Raw genomic sequence first — 21,928 nt, 5'->3', positions numbered from 1 at the left:
TTGCAACTTATAAGTTAGCGACGTGCTTACCTGCTAAGTAACCGAAGGTGTAACAACGCCCTAGCGATAGACCGAATACCGTTAGTGGGTAATCAACGCCGCCATAGAATCCGCCGCCAAGATTTCCGATAACAAATAGGCCGCCAATCGGCTTACCATCGGCATCCAAAGCTTGATGGTTTTTATTCACCAACATGCCAGAACAAATAGTAGAGATACGCATACGACGATGAATACCGTAAAAAGGCGCTTTTACAACTGGCAGCATTTTGCTTGAAGGCTTACCAAAATCATCATCCATGCCTTTTGCGCAAAGCTCGTTATAACGCTTCACATTCGCAGCTAAAGTCTTAGGATCACACTCTAATTTCTCAGCTAACTCTTCGATTGTGTTAGCCACATAGGTGTTGGTTTGCGAAGCATAAACACCCGTTTTAGGTGTTGGGTCTTCAGGCATGTACTTTTTCAACTGCTCAGGAGAGTAAAGCTTGCCTGGCCAGCCTGCTGCTTCTGTCATGTAATTTGAGTCGAAGATTTGGCTGTAATGACCTGCATTTTCTTCGTCACGGAGATAGTTATTCATTAATGACATCGCAACGGTTTCGTTAACGAAACGATTACCTTTGCGATTAACAGCAAGGAATGGCATATCACACATAGAAGCAGGGCCAGCATCAAAATCGTGCAACATCTTAGTGTGGCCAACAGGTTCAATGACACCACCCGCCCAATAAGCCATGCTGAAACCGTCACCTGTACGTTCCATTTGCTTACGTTCGAAGTTCTTCAAATCAGGGATGAAAAAATTACACATCGCTTCATTATTTTGGTAATCACCAGACGATAAAATGACGCCTTTTTTGGCCATGTATTTGTGGTATTTACCATCACGGCTTTTTGCGATAACACCAATCACTTTGCCTGATGCATCTTGAATAAGTTGTTGCGCTGGCGTATTGAAGAAGAATTTCACACCCGCTTTTTCTGCTGTTTTAGCCAAGTCGCGCATACCGTCACCAGCGGTATAAGGCTTAGGTCCGAAATATGACGTCACAAAGTTAAGCTTATGCTCGGTGACGCCATGAATACCATGTTGAGGACCAGTACCTTGGTCAACCACTGACGCGCCACCTTTTTTAGCACGGTCAATCACCCAAGAAATGGCTTCACCAGAGTTGTATGCCCACTCTCGGACAAGCTCAGGATGACAACGGTGAGCACTGTCGCTCATTAAACGTGACACCATGGCTTCAACGCCTGCTTTGTCACAGTTTTTTAAGTCTAAACCTGAACCGGTATTACCTTGTGAAACCACAATGGCTTGCTTTTGCAATACAGCAACTTTGGCACCGTTTTCAGCAGCAGAAAGTGCAGCAGGAACGCCCGCAGCACCAGCACCCACTACTACCACGTCAAATGTTTGCGTCGAAGCAATGTCTTTATCAGCGATTGGTTTTGGTTTCGGCATGAAATCTAATGTCGCACCACCGACAGACGCATGAGCAGCTTCAGCTCCTGACTCTGCAGCAGTTGCACTTGCCATCCCCCCTAATCCAGCAAAAGCCACGGCGCCAGTACCTTGTACTGCACGTGTCATAAAACTACGACGAGAAATACCATTTTGAAGCACATTCGCAGTGTACTGATCGATAACGTTGTCTTTACTCATTTTAAAACTCCATTTGCATTCGCCGTAAATGAGAAGCTCCACGCTGCCACCAGCAACAATGAACTCTGTCAAAACAGCAAAGGCTACTTACTTATCAAAGTAGGGTTAGTGTGTTTGCGTCAGAAAAGGAGTAAGCCGCACTTTGATAGAAACGAAATTTGCTATGTCCCACCCCTTTAGGGCTAATGTATGACATATAACATTTCACCAAAAGGATCTAAGGTGACATTTATGCGGTCGATCTCAAAAAAAGTTATTTTGTGATCCATTAAGTAACAGGGTTGTAAAAGGCTAATGTACGTATTAGGCAAGATGGTGGGAGCAGTGATAAAGGAGCATTACAACAAGTGTTTCACCGCTTAAAAATAGGGTTTTAATTATTACCTATCAAAGGCTTAAATGGTTAGGACGTATTTTTGTATCGCATTAACCTTAACTAAAATGGAGCAATAAATCCGATCCTAGCAACCTGCTCAAGTATCCGAAATTATCCTTTTCGTAACAAAGCAGGAAGAAAAAAAGCCAAAAGATCTCCCATGTTTATAGAAGAAACATAGACTTAAAAACACCAAGCAGATCAGTTTTTTTGCCAATTTACCCCAAAACCAACGCGATATCCTGAGGCGATGGCCTATCGCCCATGCTATGATAATTGCCATAGTAAACTTCAGGAAAAATGTGTGATGGATTTTAAGCCAGTCAAACAACTTAAAGCGTCAAATGAAATAAGTAACCAGCTTAAAGATGCCATATTTCAAGGAAAATATATCGCTGGTGACAAGTTACCCTCTGAACGAGAGCTTGTAGAATCTTTTCAAGTCAGCCGCACCGTTGTTCGTGAAGCTATCAGAGGATTAGAAGCAAGCGGGCTTGTTGAAATCAAACAAGGCGCTATGGGCGGTGCATTTGTTAAAAGCATCACCTTCGAGCGTTTAATCAATGTGTGCCAAGAACTTTTTCTGATGGATCAAATGTCTTTTTCAGAAGTGTGTAATGCCAGACAAATAATTGAGCCAATGGTGGCGGGTTTAGCGGCCAAAAATTGTACCCCTGAAATGGCTGAAAAACTGCTTGAAGCCTGTGCTAATGAAACCCAAATACTTAGTTATGAAGAAACAGTCAAATTACGCCAAAATGTGCACTACCTGCTAGCTGACATGTCCAACAACCGCTTCTTAGCGGCTATTGTGAAATCCTTACTCAAAGTGATCAGTAATACCGCACAAGAGTTCGAACCAGACCATGATGAAATGCACCCTGCTGGTTTACATGATCCTATTGTTAAAGCTGTCATCGCAAATGATGAAGAATTAGCAAAAGCAGAAATGCATAAACATTTATTAGATTTCACCTTTAGACTTGATCAAGTTGAAACTAATTTCAGAAATAAATAATTTCAGTTAGCACTCACTTCAACAAACCTTACACATCACCTAACACTGCAGTGATGGTAAGGTTGCCGAGCAAATCCCTTCTTCAACAACAGTGAGGGCTCTCACAACCTAAATAGGCTAAGGATATACAGTAATTTAAGTAAGATTATTCCGTGTTCACCTTCTGCTCATGTTACCTTTAGTATATTGATTATAATCACCCCTGCTCGAACATTGTGGTAACGGTAAAGACCTAAGTGATTGACTTAATTAATGTTACTATCATCAACAAGAGAATATAATATGAAATTATTATTGGTCGAGGACTCAGAAGCCTTACGTCGACCTGTGATCAAAGCGCTTAAAGCATCGGGTTTTGCCGTTGATGCCACTGGTGATGGCCAAGAAGGTTTATGGATGGCACTTGAGCACGATTATGATGTCATTATTCTCGATATTATGCTGCCAAGTTTAGATGGCCGAGACGTGCTAAAGCAGTTACGCGAAGCCAATAATGAATCTCCGGTTTTATTCCTTACCGCTAAAGACGCCATTGAAGATCGTGTTGCTGGTTTGCGCTTGGGCGCCGATGATTACTTAGTCAAATCCTTTGCCATTGAAGAGCTCATCGCACGTGTCGAGGCCCTAGCAAGGCGTAAATACCAAAACCGCTCGCCAAAACTTGTTGTCGACGATTTGGAATTAGACCGCTCAGCGAAAACCGTAATGCGAGCACAACAATCGATATCATTACCATCGCAGTTATTTGCTTTATTGGAATATTTGATGCTGAACACCAATAAGGTTATTTCTCGAACTCAAATAGAACAACATATCTATGACGAACAAGTCTCACCTAGCAGCAATGTAGTCGATACCGCTGTCTGCGCCTTGCGAAAAGCGATTAGTGTATCAAGCAACAACGCCCCGCTTATCCACACTCGTCGAGGAATGGGCTACATGATCAGTGCAGAGAAACCATGACCAGCATTCGCGCCAAGTTACTATTTTGGCTAGTTCCCTGCTTTGTGATCATCGCCATATTAGCGATATCTGCTCTGTACCTTTCTGAGCAGCGTCGATTGAATGCCAGCCTCACTAATGAGTTGAATGAATTTGCTCGCATCATAAAACTCACGCTTAAAAGACCGCCTAACCGGTTCACTCCACCTGCGGCGTTAAATCAAGATTTTAGCGCTAATATCATGTCAAAACTCGACAATGAAAATAGCAATTACTATCTACAATCTTGGGACAAACAAGGTCAAACACTGCGTAAGTCCAGCAGTCTTGGTGACTATCAACTGCCTGCCCCCAGCAGTTTACAACAACCAGCCGACAGCTCAGATGATGTCGAATATAACAGCCAGCTAAGTAACGGCGATGCTATTCGTGTGTATTCATTTTCCGTTCAAGGTGGCCCAAGAAAACCAGCAGTAAACATATCTGTGGCCATAAACCGAGAAGAGATGAATCAACAGCTGTCCTCTTATGCACTGCAATTGATTGGCGGAGGATTATTTTTTTGCACCTTATTATCAGTCATGTTGGTGTTTGCTATTCGTAAAGCTTTAACGCCAATACAGAACTTGTCTGAACAGGTTGCAAAAGTCGAAGCAGGCTCGTTGCATAACCGATTAATTGCAACCAATGTCCCTTCTGAGATCAGCCCATTAGTCGACAGGCTTAACCAACTGCTCGCAAGGCTAGAACAAAGCTTTGCCAGAGAACGTCAATTTAATAATGACTTAGCCCACGAGCTACGCACCCCATTGGCCGCAATGCGAACCACCAGCGAGGTTGCTTTGAAATGGCCAGAGCAATCCTCATCTGAAGATTTTCAGTATATTGCTGAGTCATCAGCTCAATTACAGCAAACCATTGATAGCTTGCTGTCGTTAGCACGAATCGAAAACTCAAGCGCTGAAACATTACTGGAACAAGTCAATATAACCACGCTCATTGAAGAGTGTTTATCATTGCAGACCAACCAAATACAGCAGCGAAATATCACCATCAGTCAATTAGTCATTCAAGATCAATACATAGTGAGTGATCCTCGCTTACTGCGCGTTATTTTTTCAAATTTAATCAGCAATGCCATCGCCTATGCCCCGGTCAATAGTGACGTCATCATTGACAGTGTAAGCCAACAATCAGTCATTCGAGTCAGCAACCATGCACCTCATCTCAATCAAGATGACTTAACAACCATGTTTGATCGCCTCTGGCGAAAAGACAAAGCAAGAACGGATAACCAACATGTCGGTTTAGGCCTATCTATTGCCCATAGTGCTGCCCAAGCGCTATCGCTTGAGTTGCACGCCAAGCTTTGTGAGCAGCAGTTACACATGTCACTTAACTACAGTAAATAGCACTCGCTCATCTTCTGCTCATCTTTGGTTAATTATGCTACCCCTGTATGAACAACTCATAAGGGAAACACAGTGATAATTAAACTAAAAACAAACCACACGCTGCGTATACTTTGCTCAATGTTACTCAGTCTCATGTTATTGGGTTGCGGCAGCGATAGCACGGATAGCCAGCAAGACGAAACAGACATTGGCGAAACCCCCATCGATAATGGCGGCGATGATGGTGATGGAGACGACGGCGATTCAGGTAGCGGCGAAGATGAAGACGGTGGCGGCGAAGATGATGACGGTGGCGGCGAAGGTGATGACGGTGGCGGCGAAGGCGATGAAGCACCACCGGTGAGTTTCAATCTCGGCTCGGCAGCCCTTAACGATACCGGCATTACCTTTGGTGCAGACTACAACCGAAATGGTTTTGACTGCAGTACGACACTCACAGCAAGTGATAACACAACGCTCGCTCAAGATTGCAATCAAGGCCGAAGTGCTAGTGCGAGTCAAAGCGGTTTTGATTTTACCCGTATCAATGCAGATGGCACTGAATATAACGGCAGTGGTGACTATCAAACCGCACCTTGGGCATGTGTTAGAGACAATCGCACAGGCTTAATGTGGGAGGTCAAAACTCAGGATGGCGGCATTCACGATGCCAATAAAACCTACCGTTGGGGAGGATTAACTGCACTCGAAAGAGATCACCCTGAACGTCAAGGGGATTACTATGATGATTGGAACAGCTTAATCATTGGCACCAATGAAGCTAACCTCTGTGGCTACAGTGACTGGCGGGTACCGAGTAATCATCACTTGATGTCAATTGCCCATTTCGGTTCAACCTTTACCAATAGTAATGGCAATCTTGCCTCTAAAATTGATGGGCAATATTTTCCCAATACGGTTAGCGAGTTTTATTGGAGTTCGGTGCCTTATTCCGGCGAACATCAAGCGTTTTATGCATGGGCATTTCAATTTGTATTCGGCAATAACAAGAATATTCAGCGTTACCAGCCAGCAGCATTGCGCTTAGTGCGAGTGATTGACCCAATCGCCACCACCAATAGTGCGCAGCAAACCCCAGATGAACGTTACACAGTACATGATGACGGTACCGTTACTGACTTAGCCACTGGCCTAATGTGGGCACAATGTGTTGCCGGTCTTGATGGGCTTAACTGTGATAGTGGCTCAGCAGAAGCGATGGACTGGGGCGTAGCACTTGAGTACGCCCAAAATACTCAACTGGCAGGTTACAGCGATTGGCGTTTACCCAATAATAAAGAGCTATTTTCACTGGTAGATTTTAGTGCTGTCTCCCCTGCCATTAACCTCACCATTTTCCCTTCAACCACCAATGAATACACCTGGACCTCATCGCCGATGATCGAGTTCTCACAAGACTCATGGTTTATCAATTTTAAAACTGGGTTAAATTGGTTTAAAGGGCGTAGTGATAATATGTTAGTCAGAGTGGTGCGGGCTGGTACGTCAGACTCACAACTGGCAGATATTGATATTCAAGATGGCGAAGCGATAACCTTTGATGACGGTTTAGGTGCTATCGAAGGTAATATTGCGCCAGTAGACGTACACGCTCAAGTGCTTATTAATGAACAAGGATTAACAGGTGATCCTACAACAGGCCGCAATTTACCTGATATTAATGATGCTAAAGCCCAGTTAGGTAAAGCGCTGTTTTACTCAAAACGACTAAGTGGTGAATACGATACAGCCTGCGCCTCTTGTCATCATCCAGCGCTGGGTGGTGGTGACAATTTATCATGGCCAGTGGGTTACGATGCCGTTGATGTATTTCACGACTTTGCGCCTAACTTACTTGGTTCTGGTAGATACTTTAACGGCAGTGACAGTGATGAACTTGCGGGTTATCCCGTAATAGGTCGCAATGCGCCAACCGTGTTTAATCTTGGTCTGTTAGATCGAGGGCTGTTTTGGGATGGCCGTATCGAAAGCATCAGCGGTACACCGAATGCCCGTGGTACTGATGCAGGCATCATCACCCCTGACTCCGCTAACTTCAGCAGCGCAGATAGTAATGTCCCGTTAGGTGCATCATTAGCCAATGCGCAATCTCGCTTCCCCACTATTACCCATAACGAAATGCGTGGCGACGAGCCCCTAGGTGACAGTCATCAAGCATATCGCTCAATGTTAGCAGCTCGCTTTGAAGGTCATGCAGAATGGGAAGCACTATTTCTAGCCGCCTATGGCAATAACACGGTGACATTTGATCGTATTGCTGAAGCTCTGGCCGCCTTTGAAGAGTCCATGGTTTTTGCGAACAACCCATGGAGAGAGTATCTCGCAGCGCTGCGTGGTGAAGCCAATAACAACATCGATAGTCTCAGCTTTAATCAGAAAGTCGGTGCGGTATTGTTCATGACAGCAGGTGACGAAGGTGGCGCAGCTTGTAGCCAATGCCATACTGGAGATGCGTTTACTGACGGTAAATTCCACGCCATCGGTCTAGGCCAAGTCGGCCCGGGTAATGGTGACAACAATCAGTTTGTCATCGACAGCGACTTTGGACGCCAAAATATTACAGGTGATATTGGCGATGCTTATCATTTTCGCACCTCGCCATTACTGAACATTGCGGTCACTGGGCCGTATATGCATAACGGCGCTCTATCTACATTAGCCCAAGTCATGGATGTTTATGGTAATCCAGGTGGTGCCATGAATGACCTGTTAGGCATTAGCTCAATACTCAATGCCGACTCACAATTTAATGAGCTCAATAATGCCGATTATTGCCAACTGACCTCTGTCGTCGACTTAATGAACAAGTATGGTGAAAGCTGTGAGCAGGTTTACTACAATATGAACCCATACGCATTTGAAAATACACGCTTCTTGTTCCGTCAAAGCTTTGATGAATCAACATCTCATTCGCCAGCACCAGAAATCGATATCAATATCGAGCAATCCGATAAAGTCGTTGAATTTATGGAGGCGCTAACCGACCCCTGTGTGACCGATAGAGCCTGTTTACAACCATGGATTATCGATAGCAGTAATTGGCAACAACACCCTGATTATGCTGACAACCCTAGTTTGATATTAATAGGGGAAGATAAAAACGGTACTCTGCATTAACCTGCATAAAGCGAAGTGGATCAGCACAGCAAACCTTCAGACACTAAAAGTCTGAAGGTTTTCTTACTTAAAGGGTCAGTTAACCGTAAGAACAAAAATAAATTAGGCGTGTTGTTGGGCACAAATAATTCTTTATCAACCGCAAACGTCGTCGTAACGCATAATAAAGCTTAATAATTCTCTCTAGACGATTCAATACTGTTCGATAAACAGTGAATTTAAACACTAAAATGTAGAGACAGTTAATGCATATAGAAAAACAAAAGACCTCACATTGCTGTAAGGCCTTTACTTAATAGAGGTGAGTTAGCCCGTAAGTAAACTCAAACCTAAAACAAGTTAGCTCAAAAATTTACAATATAACCAATGTCATGTTACTTGGCATAGATTGAGCCTACGCAGTTACCCGTTATATTTTGCTTCTAAGGCTTCGGGTAATTTAAATTCAGCAAACTGTTTTTTCGCAGCTTGGTAGTGAAACTCTGCTCTGTCTTTATTGCCTATATCCAGATAAGTGCTAATCAGCTGCATCGAGTACTGCGGATGTTTAAAATGCTCTCCAATCTTCTCCATCAAGCGCAACTCCAGTGCTTTCTCTTCCTCAGACTCAGCAAGCTTATAAGCATAGATACCGTACAAAGCTAAGTACATCATATTGTATTGTTCAGGGTTTTGGGCCATGGCTAGGTCAATGTATGACATGCCCATGTAACGTGCGTTTGATATCAACTCCATGGTTGCTTCATCTTTAAATAACTCACGCGCCACAGGCGTTATACCAAGTTGAATAAGTAGTGCTTCGGCGGCTTTAGCCACTGACATTGGATTTTGTGCTGTAATCAAGTTTCCATCACGTGTAACAAATGGAAGCATTGGGCTGTTTGCAACAAAATTGGCACCACGCTTTTCCAATTCCGTCTGCACAATTACGGGGTACTTTTCGACATTTTCTTTTTTAAATGCGTAGTCTTCTACAGACGTAAAACTATTTACCCGTTTACCTGCAACATAATAACTTCCATCATCTAGCATAATATCTAATAACGCAGCAGGACCGTGACACACAGCAGCAATTGGCATGTCAGCCTTAGCAAATGACGTTAACCAATTTTGAGTGTGCTTTTCAAATGGCAAATCAAATACAGCGCCATCTCCCCCCACGACAAAAACCGCATCATAAGTGTTTTGGCTCGCTTGTTCTGCAGACAATGTATTAGCGAGTTGCTTCAGCCCTCTCGTCTGCAGCTTGAACTGTTTGATGTATGCTAAATCATCTTTATTCTTTTTAACCAAAACAGCGCCGCCTTCGGGGCTAACGATATCTATCTCTACGCCATTTTGATGAAATACTAAGTAACTCTGAACTAGCTCTTCTAAATCGTAAGATAGTGCTGGGTCAACTTTGCCGTGGCCTGAAATAAGCATGGCAACTTTTTTCGTTTCACTGGCGTTTTGCTTTTCTTTATTTGATGTTTCAGTCGATGCGTTTGTAACGTTTGATAATGCAAACGCACATAACAATAAGAGGGTTAATAGTTTTTTCATCATATGTCTCCTTATATTTGGCTACCTTGTTCATTAGGTTTGAGACATATGTTATGTGTGAGTGTGTCGTGTTTTTGTGAAGAGATGAATTATTTTTCAGTGAACACGATCTCTACCGAAAATAACCCTTGTTCGCTATGTGTATTGACCAACATCTGCCATTGGCATGCTTCACAAACTCGTTCAATCAAGCTAAGCCCCTGACCAATACCCTTGCTGCCCTTACCTTTAATCCCACTAGTTTCAAAGTTTTCTGGCAGAGGTTGTTCAAATGCATTGGTAAATCGTAAACTACCTTGATACAGCAAGACCTCAACATGCGAGCCACTAGCATGAGCAACGACATTCGATAATAGGTTGTTGATCAAAATCTCTAGCAGATTTCTATTTGCAGATATGATGACATCAGTGCTCGGCATATTGATGTAGAGTTCGAGTTGTTGACCCCTTACAGTATGGTTGAGCCCGAAGTGATTTAATACACAACTTTCAATAAGCTGATTTAAAGACAGACTTTCAGTGAGCGAGGACTCATTTCTAGCCAGTGCAAGTAAAATATGCGTTGTTTGCGAGAGGGTTTCGGTGGCATTTTTCATTTGCCTTACTGACTGTTCACTAAATGAAATTGGCGAGTTCTTATGCTGCTCTACAGCACTACTAGCATCAGTTTTTTCACCATTAGCTAGCTCTTGGCTTAGCGCATTTTGCAACACACTGATTGGCGTTCTAATTTCGTGGCTAATGTCTTTGGTAAAGTGAACTTCCCTAGAAAGCGCTTCGTTTAATTCAGTAAAGCTTTTATCAATAACTTGAGCCAAGGTTCCCACTTCGTTATTCGGCATCTTGTTGGCTAATTCTTTTAGTGAAGTTAAATCCCCCGAATCCGCTTTTTGCACAGATTCAGCTAGTTGCTCAATAGGCTTGGAAATATTACGCCCCATTTTCCAAGCGAGTAAGGCAATAATAGAACACGCAAACAAACCAAAAAGCCCTAACCAAGTGACCACAGCGTTGAGATAATCACGACTAACTTCAAAACCTGCAACATCAGCTAAAAGAACGTATTCGTCATTGCCGAGGTAAAATTGGGCTAAATGAAAGGTTTTTCCGTTAGACAAGGTGAATTCAACACGATTAGGCTCTTGTTGATAGGTTTTCCTGATCTCTTGTGGCACCCCATCCCAACCTTTGTAAAGCTGATACATTCGATTTTGTGCCAAATCAATTTTGCCGCTATCGCGATACTCCTGTTCAATGAAACTCACTTGCTGTGCAACCAAGCGGTTAAAGATATTATCTTCAACAAGCCACGAATACCCCAAAACAAACAGGCTATAAAGCACAGTTAACGTCAGTGTCAACCCAAATACCAGTTTAGTGATAGCTGAAGAAATATGTGTTTTGGTTTTGTTCATGTTATCTCAATATTTTTTTAGTCTTGGACAACTAATCGGAAACCAATTCCGTGAACCGTCTTAATCATTGCATAAGCAAACGGTTTATCTACGGCATTTCGTAATGTGTACATATGACTTCTAACTGCATCGGTTTCTGGTGAATCTTCTCCCCAGATCTTTGCAACAATTTGACGTTTGCTTATAGCATTAGGAAATGCTTCTGCGAGCAAAGTTAAGATCTGAAAGTCTTTACCTGACAACTTGATGACTTCATCTGCACGTGAAATTTCATTGGTACTGACATTAATTTTCAAATCACCCACTTCAAGCACCTTAGATTGGTGCAAACGGTGACGCCGAGTTAATGCTACACATCTCAAATACACTTCTTCCAAAACGAATGGCTTGGTTAGATAATCATCCGCACCAACACCAAAGCCTTCGACTTTATGTTCAATGCTGTCACGTGCGGTAAGCATTAGCACCGGAGGCACGGTATCACATGACTGCTTAATAGCTTCACAAACCTGAATACCGTCCATATCAGGTAACATTAAATCAAGAATAATCACATCATAATTGTTTGAGCTTGCAAGCGTAATTGCCAGCTCGCCAGTTTCTGCATAATCAACAAGGAATCCTTTACTCTCTAGGAAATCACAAAGTTGAACCGCTATATCATGCGTGTCTTCCACTACCAATATTGAACTATGTTGCTGATCCATTTATGACTACCTATTGGCTAACAGTCTGTTGATACCTTTTGTTTAACAGCAAGCCGATTAAATGCAGTGACTTGTCGCTTTGATTTTCTAATGCAATTTTATAGGGTTCGTGCACGTTAACGTGGCTCAACGAACTAAAATCAAATTCATTAACATTATAGTGCGGAATAACGCCACGACGGGTCAAGTCTTCTAGCATAAGCGTGGTGAAAGAAGTGGTGAATAAATATTAGAAATAGAAAACCGCTTAACTGATTAATAAGCTAAGCGGTTCTTACACTGACACTCGTTGGACAGTTTGTTAACTACACTGACATTACCCTAACTAAAAGCGATAGTGCCTAGAGACTTATATGTAATACGTCAATAGAATGCCTACCAATAAGAGTGCTACCCAAAACACCATTTTTTCAGTTGGCCATAACTGAGCAAAGTAACCTTTGGGTTGCGCCTTATCTTCATCATAAGAGCGATTGATCAGCTGTCTAATCCCGTTTTTGGCTAACTGCTCGATTTTGCCAACGACGGATATTGCCGAATAATAAATGGGTAACATGAAACCCGGCGCCAATTTACGATATAGCCAGTCGGCATCGAGATTCGTTGAAGGCAACTCTGGTGGATACATTTTCTTCAAGTTTAACCAAACAAACGCTAATGCCGAGAAGAATAATAGCTGTAATTGCGTCAAAACATGGGTGATATCATACGGGTCGTAGTCTACTTCCCATGGCAACAGTGCATAAACAGTATGTTGCGGGAAAGTCCCTATAATCAAGCAAAGTGATGCTGCAATAAACATCGCGGCTAACATATTTTTCGGCGGCTCAGTTGTACGAATCCCTGAGTCATGGGCGAAGAAAGCAAAATAAGGAATTTTGATACCGGCATGGTGGAATACACCTGCCGCTGCAAATAATAGTGCTAACCAAACATAATCATAACCTTCGGCAATAGCCGCGCTCATAATCATAGATTTCGAAACAAAGCCACTAAATAGCGGGAATGCGGAAATGGATGCTGCACCAACGATACATAAAATGGCGGTCTTGGGCATGGATTTATATAAGCCACCTAACTCTGAGCCATTAATCCGCCCTGTCATATGCAGCACAGCCCCCATCGTCATCATTAATAAGCCTTTAAAAATAACATCGTTAAAGGCATGAGCAACGGCACCATTGAGTGCTAATGATGTACCAATACCAACACCCACAACCATAAAGCCAACTTGGTTGATCATGCTGTAAGCTAATACGCGTCGTAAATCATTTTCAATTACCGCATAGAAGATTGGGAAACAAGCCATAGTGACGCCGATCCACACAAGCAATTCAGTTCCTGCAAAGCCTCGAGCTAGCGCATAAACAGCAACTTTTGTCGTGAACGAAGCTAAGAAAATCGTACCTGTCGGGGTTGCTTCTGGATAAGCATCGGTTAACCAAGTATGAGCAAATGGGAACGCACACTTAATACCAAAAGCTAAGAATATTAACCAAGCGCCTAGATTTAACACGCCTTCATGCTCTAAGCCAATATCCGAAAACCTTGCGCTACCAGTTTGATTAATAAAGATAATTGCACCAGAGAGCAATAGCACACCAGAAAGCACTTTAATAATGATATAACGCATACCTGCACCATAAGCCCGCTCGGTGCGTCTTGCCCAAACGAGAAATACTGAGGTGAGAGCTAATAATTCCCAAAAGACAAATAGCGTTAAGAAATCACCGGCAAAGACTGCACCAACCGCACTAGCGGCGTAGCTGAGAGCGGCAACATGCTGCACGGTATCTTTTAAATGAAGCGCGTAAACGACACCAATAAATGCGGCTAAATGAAACAGATAGCCAAACATAATACTGAGTTTATCAACACGAACAGGCTCGAGTTGATAACCCATAAACTCCATAGTCCAGTAAATGCCAGGCTCTAATCCAGCTAATTGAACTGCGCCCCAAATGGGTGCCAATAACATCACCGCACTACGTAAATGACCACGTAAGAAAAGCGCAGCAATTGAGCCAATTAATAAAGGTAAAAACGGTAGGCTACTTATCATAGTAGTCTTCCTCCTTCATTAACACTTTACGCATTCCTTTGGCGATAAGGACTAAAATGACACAGCCCACAAAGCCGTATATGGCGTAAAAACCAGGAACATTTTCCCAATTATGATAAATATGCCGATGCACAATAAAATCGGCTAAGACTAACAGCACGCAGATAACGTAAAAAACTTTTAATATTTTTTGAATATTCTCTGGTTTATCGAAAAAGTCCGGTTTGGTTTGCGGATCGCTCATTTAAGACTTCCCTCCGACAACAGTAGACACATCCGGTATCATGTTGATCAAATCAATAAATGGTTGTGAATAAAAGAATAATGCTAAACACAAGGCGCAGGTAATGCCCATGGCTATTAAGATTGGCAATGGCGCTTCTTTCGTTTCAGACCAAGACCAAGGTTGCTGATTTTGCCCTGCAGGGTTAAAGAACGCTTTGATCGGAATCGGCAATAAATACGCGACATTTAACAACGAGCTAATGGTTAACACAGCAACAATTATTAATTTGTCAGTTTCTAACGCCCCCATCACTAAATACCATTTACTCCAGGCACCCGCCATCGGTGGCAAACCAATAATACTTAACGCACCGATGGTAAAAGCAATCATCGTCAGCGGCATTTGACGGCCTAAGCCAACCATTTCACTGATATTTTTCTTATGCGCTGCCACCATAATCGCACCAGCACAGAAGAATAACGTAATTTTACCAACCGCATGCGTAACGATATGCAAAGTGGCACCTGCTGTAGCAATTGACGACGCAAGCAATGCACCGACAACAATATAGCTCAATTGACTCACCGTTGAATAAGCTAACCGCGCTTTTAAATTATCTTTAGTCATGGCAACACATGACGACAATAAAACCGTAGCCGCGCCGATATACAACATTAAATCAGTGGTGGCTATCTGGCTTAAGTTATCAATGCCTATGACATAAATCATAATTTTCAGAATACTGAACACACCGGCTTTTACTACCGCAACCGCATGAAGTAAAGCACTGACTGGTGTTGGTGCTACCATCGCTGCTGGCAGCCAACTGTGAAAAGGCATTAACGCCGCTTTACCAACACCATAGCAGAACAACACCAGTAACAATGCGACAATGCCATCTGATTGAACATCACCGAAAATACCACCAGGAGCAAAGTCTAGCGTGCCAGCAACTGACCAAGTGCCTAATATGGCAAACAATAAGAAGGCAATTGACGTCCCCAGTAAAATGCCCAGATAAACACGACCACCACGCTTGGCATCCTCATTACCTGCATGAGTCACTAACGGATACGTAGACAGCGTGAGTAATTCATAGAAAATAAATAGGGTGAGTAAGTTATCAGCGAAACAAATCGCCATAACGGTACTGATAGCGACAGCAAAAAAACAGAAAAAGCGTGTTTGATTCTGTTCATTATGACCACGCATATAACCAATGGCGTATATGGTCGTGATGATCCATAAGAAACTGGCGACTAGTGCAAACACCACACCCAAAGGCTCTACCAAGAAGCCAATATCTAAGCCAGGCATAACCGTTACCCAAGTCGTTGCCATATTGACTTGGTTAAACGTGTTATCGGTGATTGCTAATACGACAGTAAATAGAATAACTGCTGTTGTGATAGAAGCGGTTTCTCTTAAATTTGGATACTTACCTAACAGCACAACGAGTGCGGCACCGATCAACGGCACAACAATAGCAAGGTTAATCAATTGCGCAGGCTCTAGCGCTGACCAAATATTCATTTTACAGTCCCCATATTTAAAGAGGCTGCGCTATTACCTTCAGTTAACCACTGCGAGGCGGCTTCAGCAGCACCCACACTTAGCGATGTGTCGATACCAAAATAGATATTCGCTAATACCAGTACCCACATAGGGATCAGCATCAGCATTGGCGCTTCTTTAATTGTATTACCATCAACATGCTCTGCTGGCTTTTTAAGATAGGCAGCTTCAAGGATTCGACCAATGTAAATAACAGCAAATAAAGAACCAAGTAAAACAAGGAAAGCAATTACCCAGTCTTGTTGTTCAAGCGCTGCAGTCACTAAATACCATTTACTGACAAAGCCTGCCGTTAGTGGTACACCAATCAGGCTTAAGCCAGCAATGCTAAATGCCGCCATTGTCCACGGCATTTGCTTACCAAGTCCTTGAAACGCTTTTATATCAACTGAACCAGTTCTATATAAAACTGCACCCACCGCCATAAACAATGCGCCTTTCATTAACGCGTGGTTAAAAATATGCAGTAAGCCAGCCATTAAGCCTAGACTACTAACTAAGCTAATACCGAGGATCATATAACCAAGTTGCGCAACACTACTGTAGGCTAATACCGTTTTGACGTTGCTTTGTACCGTCGCCATAAATGAGCATTTGAAAATAGCTACAATCGCCAGCACCAGCAAAATAATGTCCATACTCATCGCATAGAACACATACTCAGCGCCATAGATAGTAAAGATGAAACGCACCATCACATAAACCGCAACTTTAGTCGCCGTACTGGCCAAAAATGCACTAACCGCAGATGGCGCATGGGTATACGCTGGCGGTAACCACATATGTAATGGAAACAATGCCAATTTAATACTGACGCCGACCAAAATAAAAGCAAGGCCAGTATTTAAAGTACGACTACTATCAAACTCAGCTATAAGAGCCGCTAAATCGAGCATGTTTAAGGTGCCAGTTTTCATATACATCATACCAACACCAATCAGTATGAAGGTCGCACCTATAGTGCCCATTACTAAGTAACGGAAAGCCGCGGTCAAACAGCGTTTATCTGACGCTAAACTCACCAAGGTGTAGGTTGATAGCGATGAAATTTCTAAAAAGACAAATAAGTTAAAAGCATCACCGGTACATAAAATGCCTGATAAGCCTGCTAAACACAGTAAGTGCGCGGTATAGAATAACGTGTGCAGGCTACTATCAATTTCTTTAGCAATGCTTTCTTTAGCATAAACTAACACAAGTGTAGAAATACCCGTGACAACACTAAGTATCAATGCGCTGGCTACGTCAATACGTATTTCAATGCCCCATGGCGGCTGCCAACCACCTAAGGCGTAACTTAGTACACCTTGGTCCAAAACAGTTAAAAGTAAATCAACCGAGATAAAGAAACTTAGCGCACTGATGACAGTGGCGAATAGCCAAGCTAACTGACTTCTAACCAATAAAATACAAAGTGGCGCTGCAATTAACGGAAGAACAATCGGTAAGACTGGGAAGTGTTGTGCAAACATCAGATTATATCTTCCTTATCTCTAAATTCATTTTCCTCTACAGTGCCATAGGCGCGTTTAATCCTAACAACAAGCGCTAAACCAACAGCCGTGGTGGCAACACCAACAACAATAGCGGTCAGAATTAATACATGTGGAAGTGGGTTCGAGTAGGTAGTAATACCATCAGCAACAATGGGGGCACTACCATCAGTGACTTTACCAATCGTGATATACATCATAAAAACCGAGGTCTGAAAAATATTTAAACCGACAATTTTTTTCACTAAATTGTTGGCAGAAATAACAATGTAGAAACCTGCCATCATTAAAAACACAACTATCCAGTAGTTGTAATAATCGACAATAAAACTCATTGAATATTCTTCCTTTCCGCTTGCGCTGCGAATGCATAGAAGATACTGAGCATAGCGGCAAAGACTGTTATACCTACACCTAGCTCGATAAGAATGATACCAATATGCTGTCCAGCAACAGGGTCGCTAGCTAACACATTGTAATCAAGGAAGTTGCCACCTAAGGCTAAACTAGCAACCCCAGTTCCTGCATAAATTAACACCCCAAGCGCAGCCAAGGCTTTTAGTAAGCTGGGCTTTATAACTTGGGTTGCTTTAAATAAACCAAACACCAAGGCATAGAGAATTAATGCCGCCGCCGCAATTACCCCCGCTTGGAAACCACCACCGGGACCATAATCACCATGGAATTGAACATATAAGGCAAATAATATTGTTAAAGGAATAACGAGCTTGGCAACCACTCTGAGCACGATATGTGACTTAATGCCTGACTCAATCGCCTGTCTATCTTCTCTTGGCAAACCTAACAAGCTAAATACACCAATCGCCGCGGCAAAAACAACCGCCGTTTCACCTAACGTATCAAAGGCACGATAACTTGCCAGTACTGACGTGACCATATTTGGCAAGCCAATTTCTTTTGGTGATTCTTCGATATAACGCGGAGCAACATGTTGATGAGCGGGGTTATCTGCATGGCCAAATGGCGGCATGTCTAACGTACCATAAATTAGCGCAGCCCCTGTCACTACAACAACCAATAAAGGCAACCATTTGGTTTGGTTATTACTTTTTTCTTTGCGTCCAGTTAACGCTAATGTTCCTAACATAAGTACCGTTGATATGCCGGTACCCACAGCAGCTTCAGTAAAAGCAACATCAACCGCATCAAGATTGACAAAAATCAGCGCCGATAAAAAGCTATAAATACCAAATAGCATAACGACTGCAAATAGATCTTTTAGAAAAATAACCCTTAATGCAGTGATCGCGAGCATAGCAAGTAAGACTAAATCAATAAACTCTGCCATTATTGGTTATCCTCTTTGGCTTCAGCTTTACTCTCACTCTCAGCTAAGGTCAGCAAGCCACCATGTCTAGCAGATTTAGCCAAGGCATGAGACGCAGTCGGGCCTGTTAACAATAAAAAAACTAAGATAAATGCCAATTTAATCGTGACTAAATCAAAATCTGTAAGAAGGATTAAGCCACCAAAAATCAATATCGTGGCAATAGTATCGGTGACACTAGCTGCATGGACGCGGGTAAAAAAGTCAGGAAACTTGAATAAACCTACGGCACCAGTCAGGCTAAAAAACGCCCCTAACCCCAGTAAGATTGCACTAAATGTTTCAGCTACCATGATCACTGTTCCTCTTTAGTGGTGTTCTGATGTTGCTTGTCATCTGCTGCGGTATATTCAAAAAAGCGCAAGACAGCAATCATGCCGATAAAATTAATTAACGCATATACAATAGCAATATCGAGAAAGTCAGGTCGACCACTAAGAAAGCCCATTACCGCAATAAATAACACAGTTTTAGTGCCAAACATATTAACGCCGAGAATACGGTCATAAACAGTATCGGCTTGTAATGCTCGAGCTAATGCCAAGGCCATTACAGAAAGAATAGCAACCGAAGTAGCCGCTAACATCACCATTAATCGTCTCCTCTAGCGCTTTCATTGACTTTTTGTGCCATATCACCATGACTTAGAGACTCTAGGGATTCTTTATCCAAAGCGTGAACAGTGACATGTTCTTTGTCGATATCGATAGCAAGTGTGCCGGGAGTTAACGTGATGGAATTAGCATAAAGTACGCGACTTTTTTCAGGCACATTGTTGACTGGTAATTTGCCAATTGCAGGAGATAGCTTGGTATGTTTCCCCCAAACCAATTTTGTTACCTCGACACTGGACAGAATAATTTGTCCTAACAGCCAGAAAACATAACGGAAGAAATGAAGATTTAAAGCCAGCTTTTGGTTTTCATTATCGGTTTTATCCATGCGCAGTAATATAACCATTACAAGTGCTACGGATATCACACCAAAACTGAGCAGCAAAGGTTTAAAAAAGCCTGACAAACACAGCCAAAATACAAAAAGTATTAAAGACCAAGTCACTATATATTTTATTTTCTTTCCATCCATCATTAACTTACAGAATCCTACTTTAGTTAATTTTTAATAGTTATAGGCGTAAATATCGATCACTAATCCGTTAAAACTAACTTTCTAACTCAACAATTAATGAATCTGTTCTTAAATGATGCATCACTTTTTCAGCGACATTACCTAGTAACACACCTTTTAAGCCACGTCGGCCAGTGCTGCCCATGATCACTAGCTCTGCTTTAAGCTCATTCGCGCAATGAGGAATCGTTCGCGCAGGTGAGCCAGCTGTCACGTGCATATGTACATTTGGAAGATCATAGCCGTTGATCAATTCCGCTAACTGTCTTTCACCTTCACTACGGTGAGTACGGGCATATTCTTTAACATCAATAATATCGAGTTCTTTTAAAATATTAGAAACAGGCAGGCAATAAACTAAATGGATTTCACAATTAAACGTATTAGCCCACTTTTTAGTCCACTCTAATATTTCTGTATTTAGCTGACGGTGCTCTTCATCTTTAGCGTTTGGGTCAAGGGCGGCTAATACAGCATGTTCTTGTTTCCAGCGTTGCTGATTAGCAATAAGCACTGGAATTTGAAGGCTACGAATTAATTCCCAATCGCACGGGGTATGGAATAAGGTTTCGCTGCGATGACCGGCTTTTACAACTAAATCAAAGTCTTTATCTTGACAGTAATCTATTACCCATTGGGCGACATCGTCAGAAACCACGACTTGAGTTTTGTTCGAGCCTTTATGCTGATAATCTTGAAAGAGGTCTTGAACATAGGTTTCTAGAGCTTGTGATTCTTGTTCAAGCCTTGCATCATCTAGCGATGCAGCTTCATTGGATTTGATAAAGCGTATCACATCTATGTCATCACCTAATGGAGCAGCGATATCGTGAGCCTTGGTTATAGAACAATGCTCAGTATCATGTGCATCGGTGATTACTAAGATGGATTTAGCCATAACTACCCTTCAACATAAAGACAATATCTAATCTATTGATTAACATTTGTATAGTCAAGATGAATCATAAACCAATCACCTCAAAGCTAGAAGTACATCGCAAACTCTGAACTCATTAGTGTCAGTTTAAGCCCTCAAAAAAAGACATATCACTAAATGGTAATGTTTTTATCAATTGAGTTTTAATCTCTAATAAAAATGTATAGGGAAGATTGACAAGAAAACCAGTTCCATCATATGAAAACAAAAATTTCCAACATTGCAGCGAGGGCTTTGGTTTGAATTTTATCTGCAGGTGGATAATCAGCCAGTTCATGATAAAGAGTGGAATGCAGTAATTCGCCTGACGCTTTATCGAGACAATAGGAAAACAAAAAGCCCTCGCATTACTGCGAGGGCTTTTAATGAAATGAGGTGAGTTGGCCGATAAGCCGGGTCCTGTCGTGGACAGTTATTCATCTAGGCCTGCAATTGCTCACAGGCTCAAGCGACCTACCCGGTCCCAACGCGAGCAGCGCATTAACTTACCGAGGTAAGCACTGGGACCCTATTTGGTCTTGCTTCGGATAGAGTTTACCTTGCAACCAACTGTTACCAGTGGCCCGGTGCGCTCTTACCGCACCCTTTCACCCTTACCAACCGAGGTTGGCGGTCTTCTCTCTGCTGCACTTGTCGTCGGTTTACACCGCCCAGGCGTTACCTGGTATCCTGCTCTGTGAAGCCCGGACTTTCCTCCCCGTTCTTGCGAACGCAGCAACTGTCTAGCCAACTCAGCGCGAATTATAACGCAACACACAATAGCGTACCATCGAAACATGCTGCACATGCGCTGTTTATTTCCCATGTTCGAGTAATCTTTCAAATGCTGAACATACAAAAAAGCCCGTTGCATTAGCAACGGGCTTTCTCATAAATTGGGCGCCTGGAAATGACCTACTCTCACATGGGGAAACCCCACACTACCATCGGCGATACTGCGTTTCACTACTGAGTT

General features: G+C 42.6%; 18 protein-coding genes, 1 rRNA gene and 1 other RNA gene. 4 read left to right on the top strand and 16 right to left on the bottom strand.

Annotation, left to right across the window (positions count from 1 at the left end):
* Nucleotides 1-7 precede the first annotated feature (7 nt).
* The gene (locus tag ACHUGF_RS14870) at nt 8-1,669 is read right to left on the bottom strand and encodes an FAD-binding protein (RefSeq protein ID WP_394132380.1); all 1,662 of its coding nucleotides are present in this window, start codon (nt 1,667-1,669) and stop codon (nt 8-10) included.
* 683 nt (nt 1,670-2,352) lie between these two features.
* Here ACHUGF_RS14870 and ACHUGF_RS14865 point away from each other — a divergent pair.
* The 4 genes from ACHUGF_RS14865 (at nt 2,353) to ACHUGF_RS14850 (ending at nt 8,537) form a co-directional block, all read left to right on the top strand.
* Entirely contained in the window at nt 2,353-3,063 is a 711-nt protein-coding gene (locus tag ACHUGF_RS14865) for a FadR/GntR family transcriptional regulator (protein WP_394132458.1), read from the top strand.
* A gap of 282 nt (nt 3,064-3,345) precedes the next feature.
* Nucleotides 3,346-4,026 (top strand): response regulator transcription factor, encoded by a 681-nt coding sequence (locus tag ACHUGF_RS14860; RefSeq protein ID WP_394132379.1) that lies wholly within the window; start codon nt 3,346-3,348, stop codon nt 4,024-4,026.
* Nucleotides 4,023-5,417, top strand: a complete 1,395-nt coding sequence (locus ACHUGF_RS14855; RefSeq protein WP_394132378.1) for a sensor histidine kinase — start codon at nt 4,023-4,025, stop codon at nt 5,415-5,417. The genes ACHUGF_RS14860 and ACHUGF_RS14855 overlap by 4 nt, the downstream gene beginning before the upstream one ends.
* A gap of 72 nt (nt 5,418-5,489) precedes the next feature.
* Entirely contained in the window at nt 5,490-8,537 is a 3,048-nt protein-coding gene (locus ACHUGF_RS14850; protein WP_394132376.1) for an Lcl domain-containing protein, read from the top strand.
* Between the two features lie 402 nt (nt 8,538-8,939).
* Here the strand turns inward: ACHUGF_RS14850 and ACHUGF_RS14845 are convergent, their stop codons facing one another.
* The 15 genes from ACHUGF_RS14845 to rrf all read right to left on the bottom strand — a co-directional run.
* The gene (locus ACHUGF_RS14845) at nt 8,940-10,085 is read right to left on the bottom strand and encodes a type 1 glutamine amidotransferase domain-containing protein (protein ID WP_394132375.1); all 1,146 of its coding nucleotides are present in this window, start codon (nt 10,083-10,085) and stop codon (nt 8,940-8,942) included.
* Nucleotides 10,086-10,171: 86 nt separating this feature from the next.
* A complete protein-coding gene (locus tag ACHUGF_RS14840; protein WP_394132373.1) occupies nt 10,172-11,497 on the bottom strand; it encodes a HAMP domain-containing protein in 1,326 nt (441 codons plus the stop codon).
* 17 nt (nt 11,498-11,514) lie between these two features.
* Nucleotides 11,515-12,204: a response regulator transcription factor gene (locus ACHUGF_RS14835; protein WP_394132371.1), complete on the bottom strand. Its 690-nt coding sequence runs from the start codon at nt 12,202-12,204 to the stop codon at nt 11,515-11,517.
* A 349-nt stretch (nt 12,205-12,553) separates the two neighbouring features.
* Nucleotides 12,554-14,266 (bottom strand): Na(+)/H(+) antiporter subunit D, encoded by a 1,713-nt coding sequence (locus tag ACHUGF_RS14830; RefSeq protein ID WP_394132369.1) that lies wholly within the window; start codon nt 14,264-14,266, stop codon nt 12,554-12,556.
* Nucleotides 14,256-14,510 carry a hypothetical protein gene (locus tag ACHUGF_RS14825; protein WP_394132367.1) on the bottom strand — a complete coding sequence of 85 codons (255 nt, stop codon included), beginning with the start codon at nt 14,508-14,510 and terminating at the stop codon, nt 14,256-14,258. The genes ACHUGF_RS14830 and ACHUGF_RS14825 overlap by 11 nt, the downstream gene beginning before the upstream one ends.
* Entirely contained in the window at nt 14,511-16,025 is a 1,515-nt protein-coding gene (locus ACHUGF_RS14820) for a proton-conducting transporter transmembrane domain-containing protein (RefSeq protein ID WP_394132365.1), read from the bottom strand.
* Nucleotides 16,022-17,539: a monovalent cation/H+ antiporter subunit D family protein gene (locus ACHUGF_RS14815; RefSeq protein ID WP_394132364.1), complete on the bottom strand. Its 1,518-nt coding sequence runs from the start codon at nt 17,537-17,539 to the stop codon at nt 16,022-16,024. Before ACHUGF_RS14815 ends, ACHUGF_RS14820 begins: the two co-directional genes overlap by 4 nt.
* The gene (locus tag ACHUGF_RS14810; protein ID WP_394132362.1) at nt 17,539-17,895 is read right to left on the bottom strand and encodes a cation:proton antiporter subunit C; all 357 of its coding nucleotides are present in this window, start codon (nt 17,893-17,895) and stop codon (nt 17,539-17,541) included. Before ACHUGF_RS14810 ends, ACHUGF_RS14815 begins: the two co-directional genes overlap by 1 nt.
* Nucleotides 17,892-18,869 (bottom strand): DUF4040 domain-containing protein, encoded by a 978-nt coding sequence (locus ACHUGF_RS14805; RefSeq protein ID WP_394132361.1) that lies wholly within the window; start codon nt 18,867-18,869, stop codon nt 17,892-17,894. Before ACHUGF_RS14805 ends, ACHUGF_RS14810 begins: the two co-directional genes overlap by 4 nt.
* Nucleotides 18,869-19,201 carry a monovalent cation/H(+) antiporter subunit G gene (mnhG, locus tag ACHUGF_RS14800; RefSeq protein WP_394132360.1) on the bottom strand — a complete coding sequence of 111 codons (333 nt, stop codon included), beginning with the start codon at nt 19,199-19,201 and terminating at the stop codon, nt 18,869-18,871. Before mnhG ends, ACHUGF_RS14805 begins: the two co-directional genes overlap by 1 nt.
* Before the next feature lie 2 nt (nt 19,202-19,203).
* Nucleotides 19,204-19,500 (bottom strand): MrpF/PhaF family protein, encoded by a 297-nt coding sequence (locus ACHUGF_RS14795; RefSeq protein ID WP_394132359.1) that lies wholly within the window; start codon nt 19,498-19,500, stop codon nt 19,204-19,206.
* Complete coding sequence (locus ACHUGF_RS14790) at nt 19,500-19,997, bottom strand: Na+/H+ antiporter subunit E (RefSeq protein WP_394132357.1); 498 nt, start codon at nt 19,995-19,997, stop codon at nt 19,500-19,502. Before ACHUGF_RS14790 ends, ACHUGF_RS14795 begins: the two co-directional genes overlap by 1 nt.
* 73 nt (nt 19,998-20,070) lie before the next feature.
* On the bottom strand, nt 20,071-20,934 hold the full coding sequence (locus ACHUGF_RS14785) for a universal stress protein (protein WP_394132355.1): 864 nt from the start codon (nt 20,932-20,934) through the stop codon (nt 20,071-20,073).
* A gap of 411 nt (nt 20,935-21,345) precedes the next feature.
* An RNA gene (gene rnpB, locus ACHUGF_RS14780) (RNase P RNA component class A) lies at nt 21,346-21,707 on the bottom strand.
* A 147-nt stretch (nt 21,708-21,854) separates the two neighbouring features.
* Nucleotides 21,855-21,928: ribosomal RNA gene (rrf, locus tag ACHUGF_RS17965) — 5S ribosomal RNA — on the bottom strand; the annotation flags it as partial.

The organism is Shewanella maritima, assembly GCF_043643735.1.
Lineage (GTDB): Bacteria > Pseudomonadota > Gammaproteobacteria > Enterobacterales > Shewanellaceae > Shewanella > Shewanella maritima_A.
The sequence above is the reverse complement of the archived record's forward strand: the minus strand, read 5'-3'. Positions and strand labels throughout refer to the sequence as shown.

Bases quoted from the DNA above. Each gene is read 5' to 3' on its own strand.
- ACHUGF_RS14860 (WP_394132379.1), top strand. From the start codon at position 3,346: ATGAAATTATTATTGGTCGAGGACTCAGAAGCCTTACGTCGACCTGTG.
- ACHUGF_RS14870 (WP_394132380.1), bottom strand. From the start codon at position 1,669: ATGAGTAAAGACAACGTTATCGATCAGTACACTGCGAATGTGCTTCAA.
- ACHUGF_RS14830 (WP_394132369.1), bottom strand. From the start codon at position 14,266: ATGATAAGTAGCCTACCGTTTTTACCTTTATTAATTGGCTCAATTGCT.
- ACHUGF_RS14810 (WP_394132362.1), bottom strand. From the start codon at position 17,895: ATGAGTTTTATTGTCGATTATTACAACTACTGGATAGTTGTGTTTTTA.
- ACHUGF_RS14835 (WP_394132371.1), bottom strand. From the start codon at position 12,204: ATGGATCAGCAACATAGTTCAATATTGGTAGTGGAAGACACGCATGAT.
- ACHUGF_RS14795 (WP_394132359.1), bottom strand. From the start codon at position 19,500: ATGGTGATGTTAGCGGCTACTTCGGTTGCTATTCTTTCTGTAATGGCC.
- ACHUGF_RS14825 (WP_394132367.1), bottom strand. From the start codon at position 14,510: ATGAGCGATCCGCAAACCAAACCGGACTTTTTCGATAAACCAGAGAAT.
- mnhG (WP_394132360.1), bottom strand. From the start codon at position 19,201: ATGGTAGCTGAAACATTTAGTGCAATCTTACTGGGGTTAGGGGCGTTT.
- ACHUGF_RS14790 (WP_394132357.1), bottom strand. From the start codon at position 19,997: ATGATGGATGGAAAGAAAATAAAATATATAGTGACTTGGTCTTTAATA.
- ACHUGF_RS14865 (WP_394132458.1), top strand. From the start codon at position 2,353: ATGGATTTTAAGCCAGTCAAACAACTTAAAGCGTCAAATGAAATAAGT.
- ACHUGF_RS14820 (WP_394132365.1), bottom strand. From the start codon at position 16,025: ATGAATATTTGGTCAGCGCTAGAGCCTGCGCAATTGATTAACCTTGCT.
- ACHUGF_RS14805 (WP_394132361.1), bottom strand. From the start codon at position 18,869: ATGGCAGAGTTTATTGATTTAGTCTTACTTGCTATGCTCGCGATCACT.
- ACHUGF_RS14845 (WP_394132375.1), bottom strand. From the start codon at position 10,085: ATGATGAAAAAACTATTAACCCTCTTATTGTTATGTGCGTTTGCATTA.
- ACHUGF_RS14840 (WP_394132373.1), bottom strand. From the start codon at position 11,497: ATGAACAAAACCAAAACACATATTTCTTCAGCTATCACTAAACTGGTA.
- ACHUGF_RS14815 (WP_394132364.1), bottom strand. From the start codon at position 17,539: ATGTTTGCACAACACTTCCCAGTCTTACCGATTGTTCTTCCGTTAATT.
- ACHUGF_RS14855 (WP_394132378.1), top strand. From the start codon at position 4,023: ATGACCAGCATTCGCGCCAAGTTACTATTTTGGCTAGTTCCCTGCTTT.
- ACHUGF_RS14785 (WP_394132355.1), bottom strand. From the start codon at position 20,934: ATGGCTAAATCCATCTTAGTAATCACCGATGCACATGATACTGAGCAT.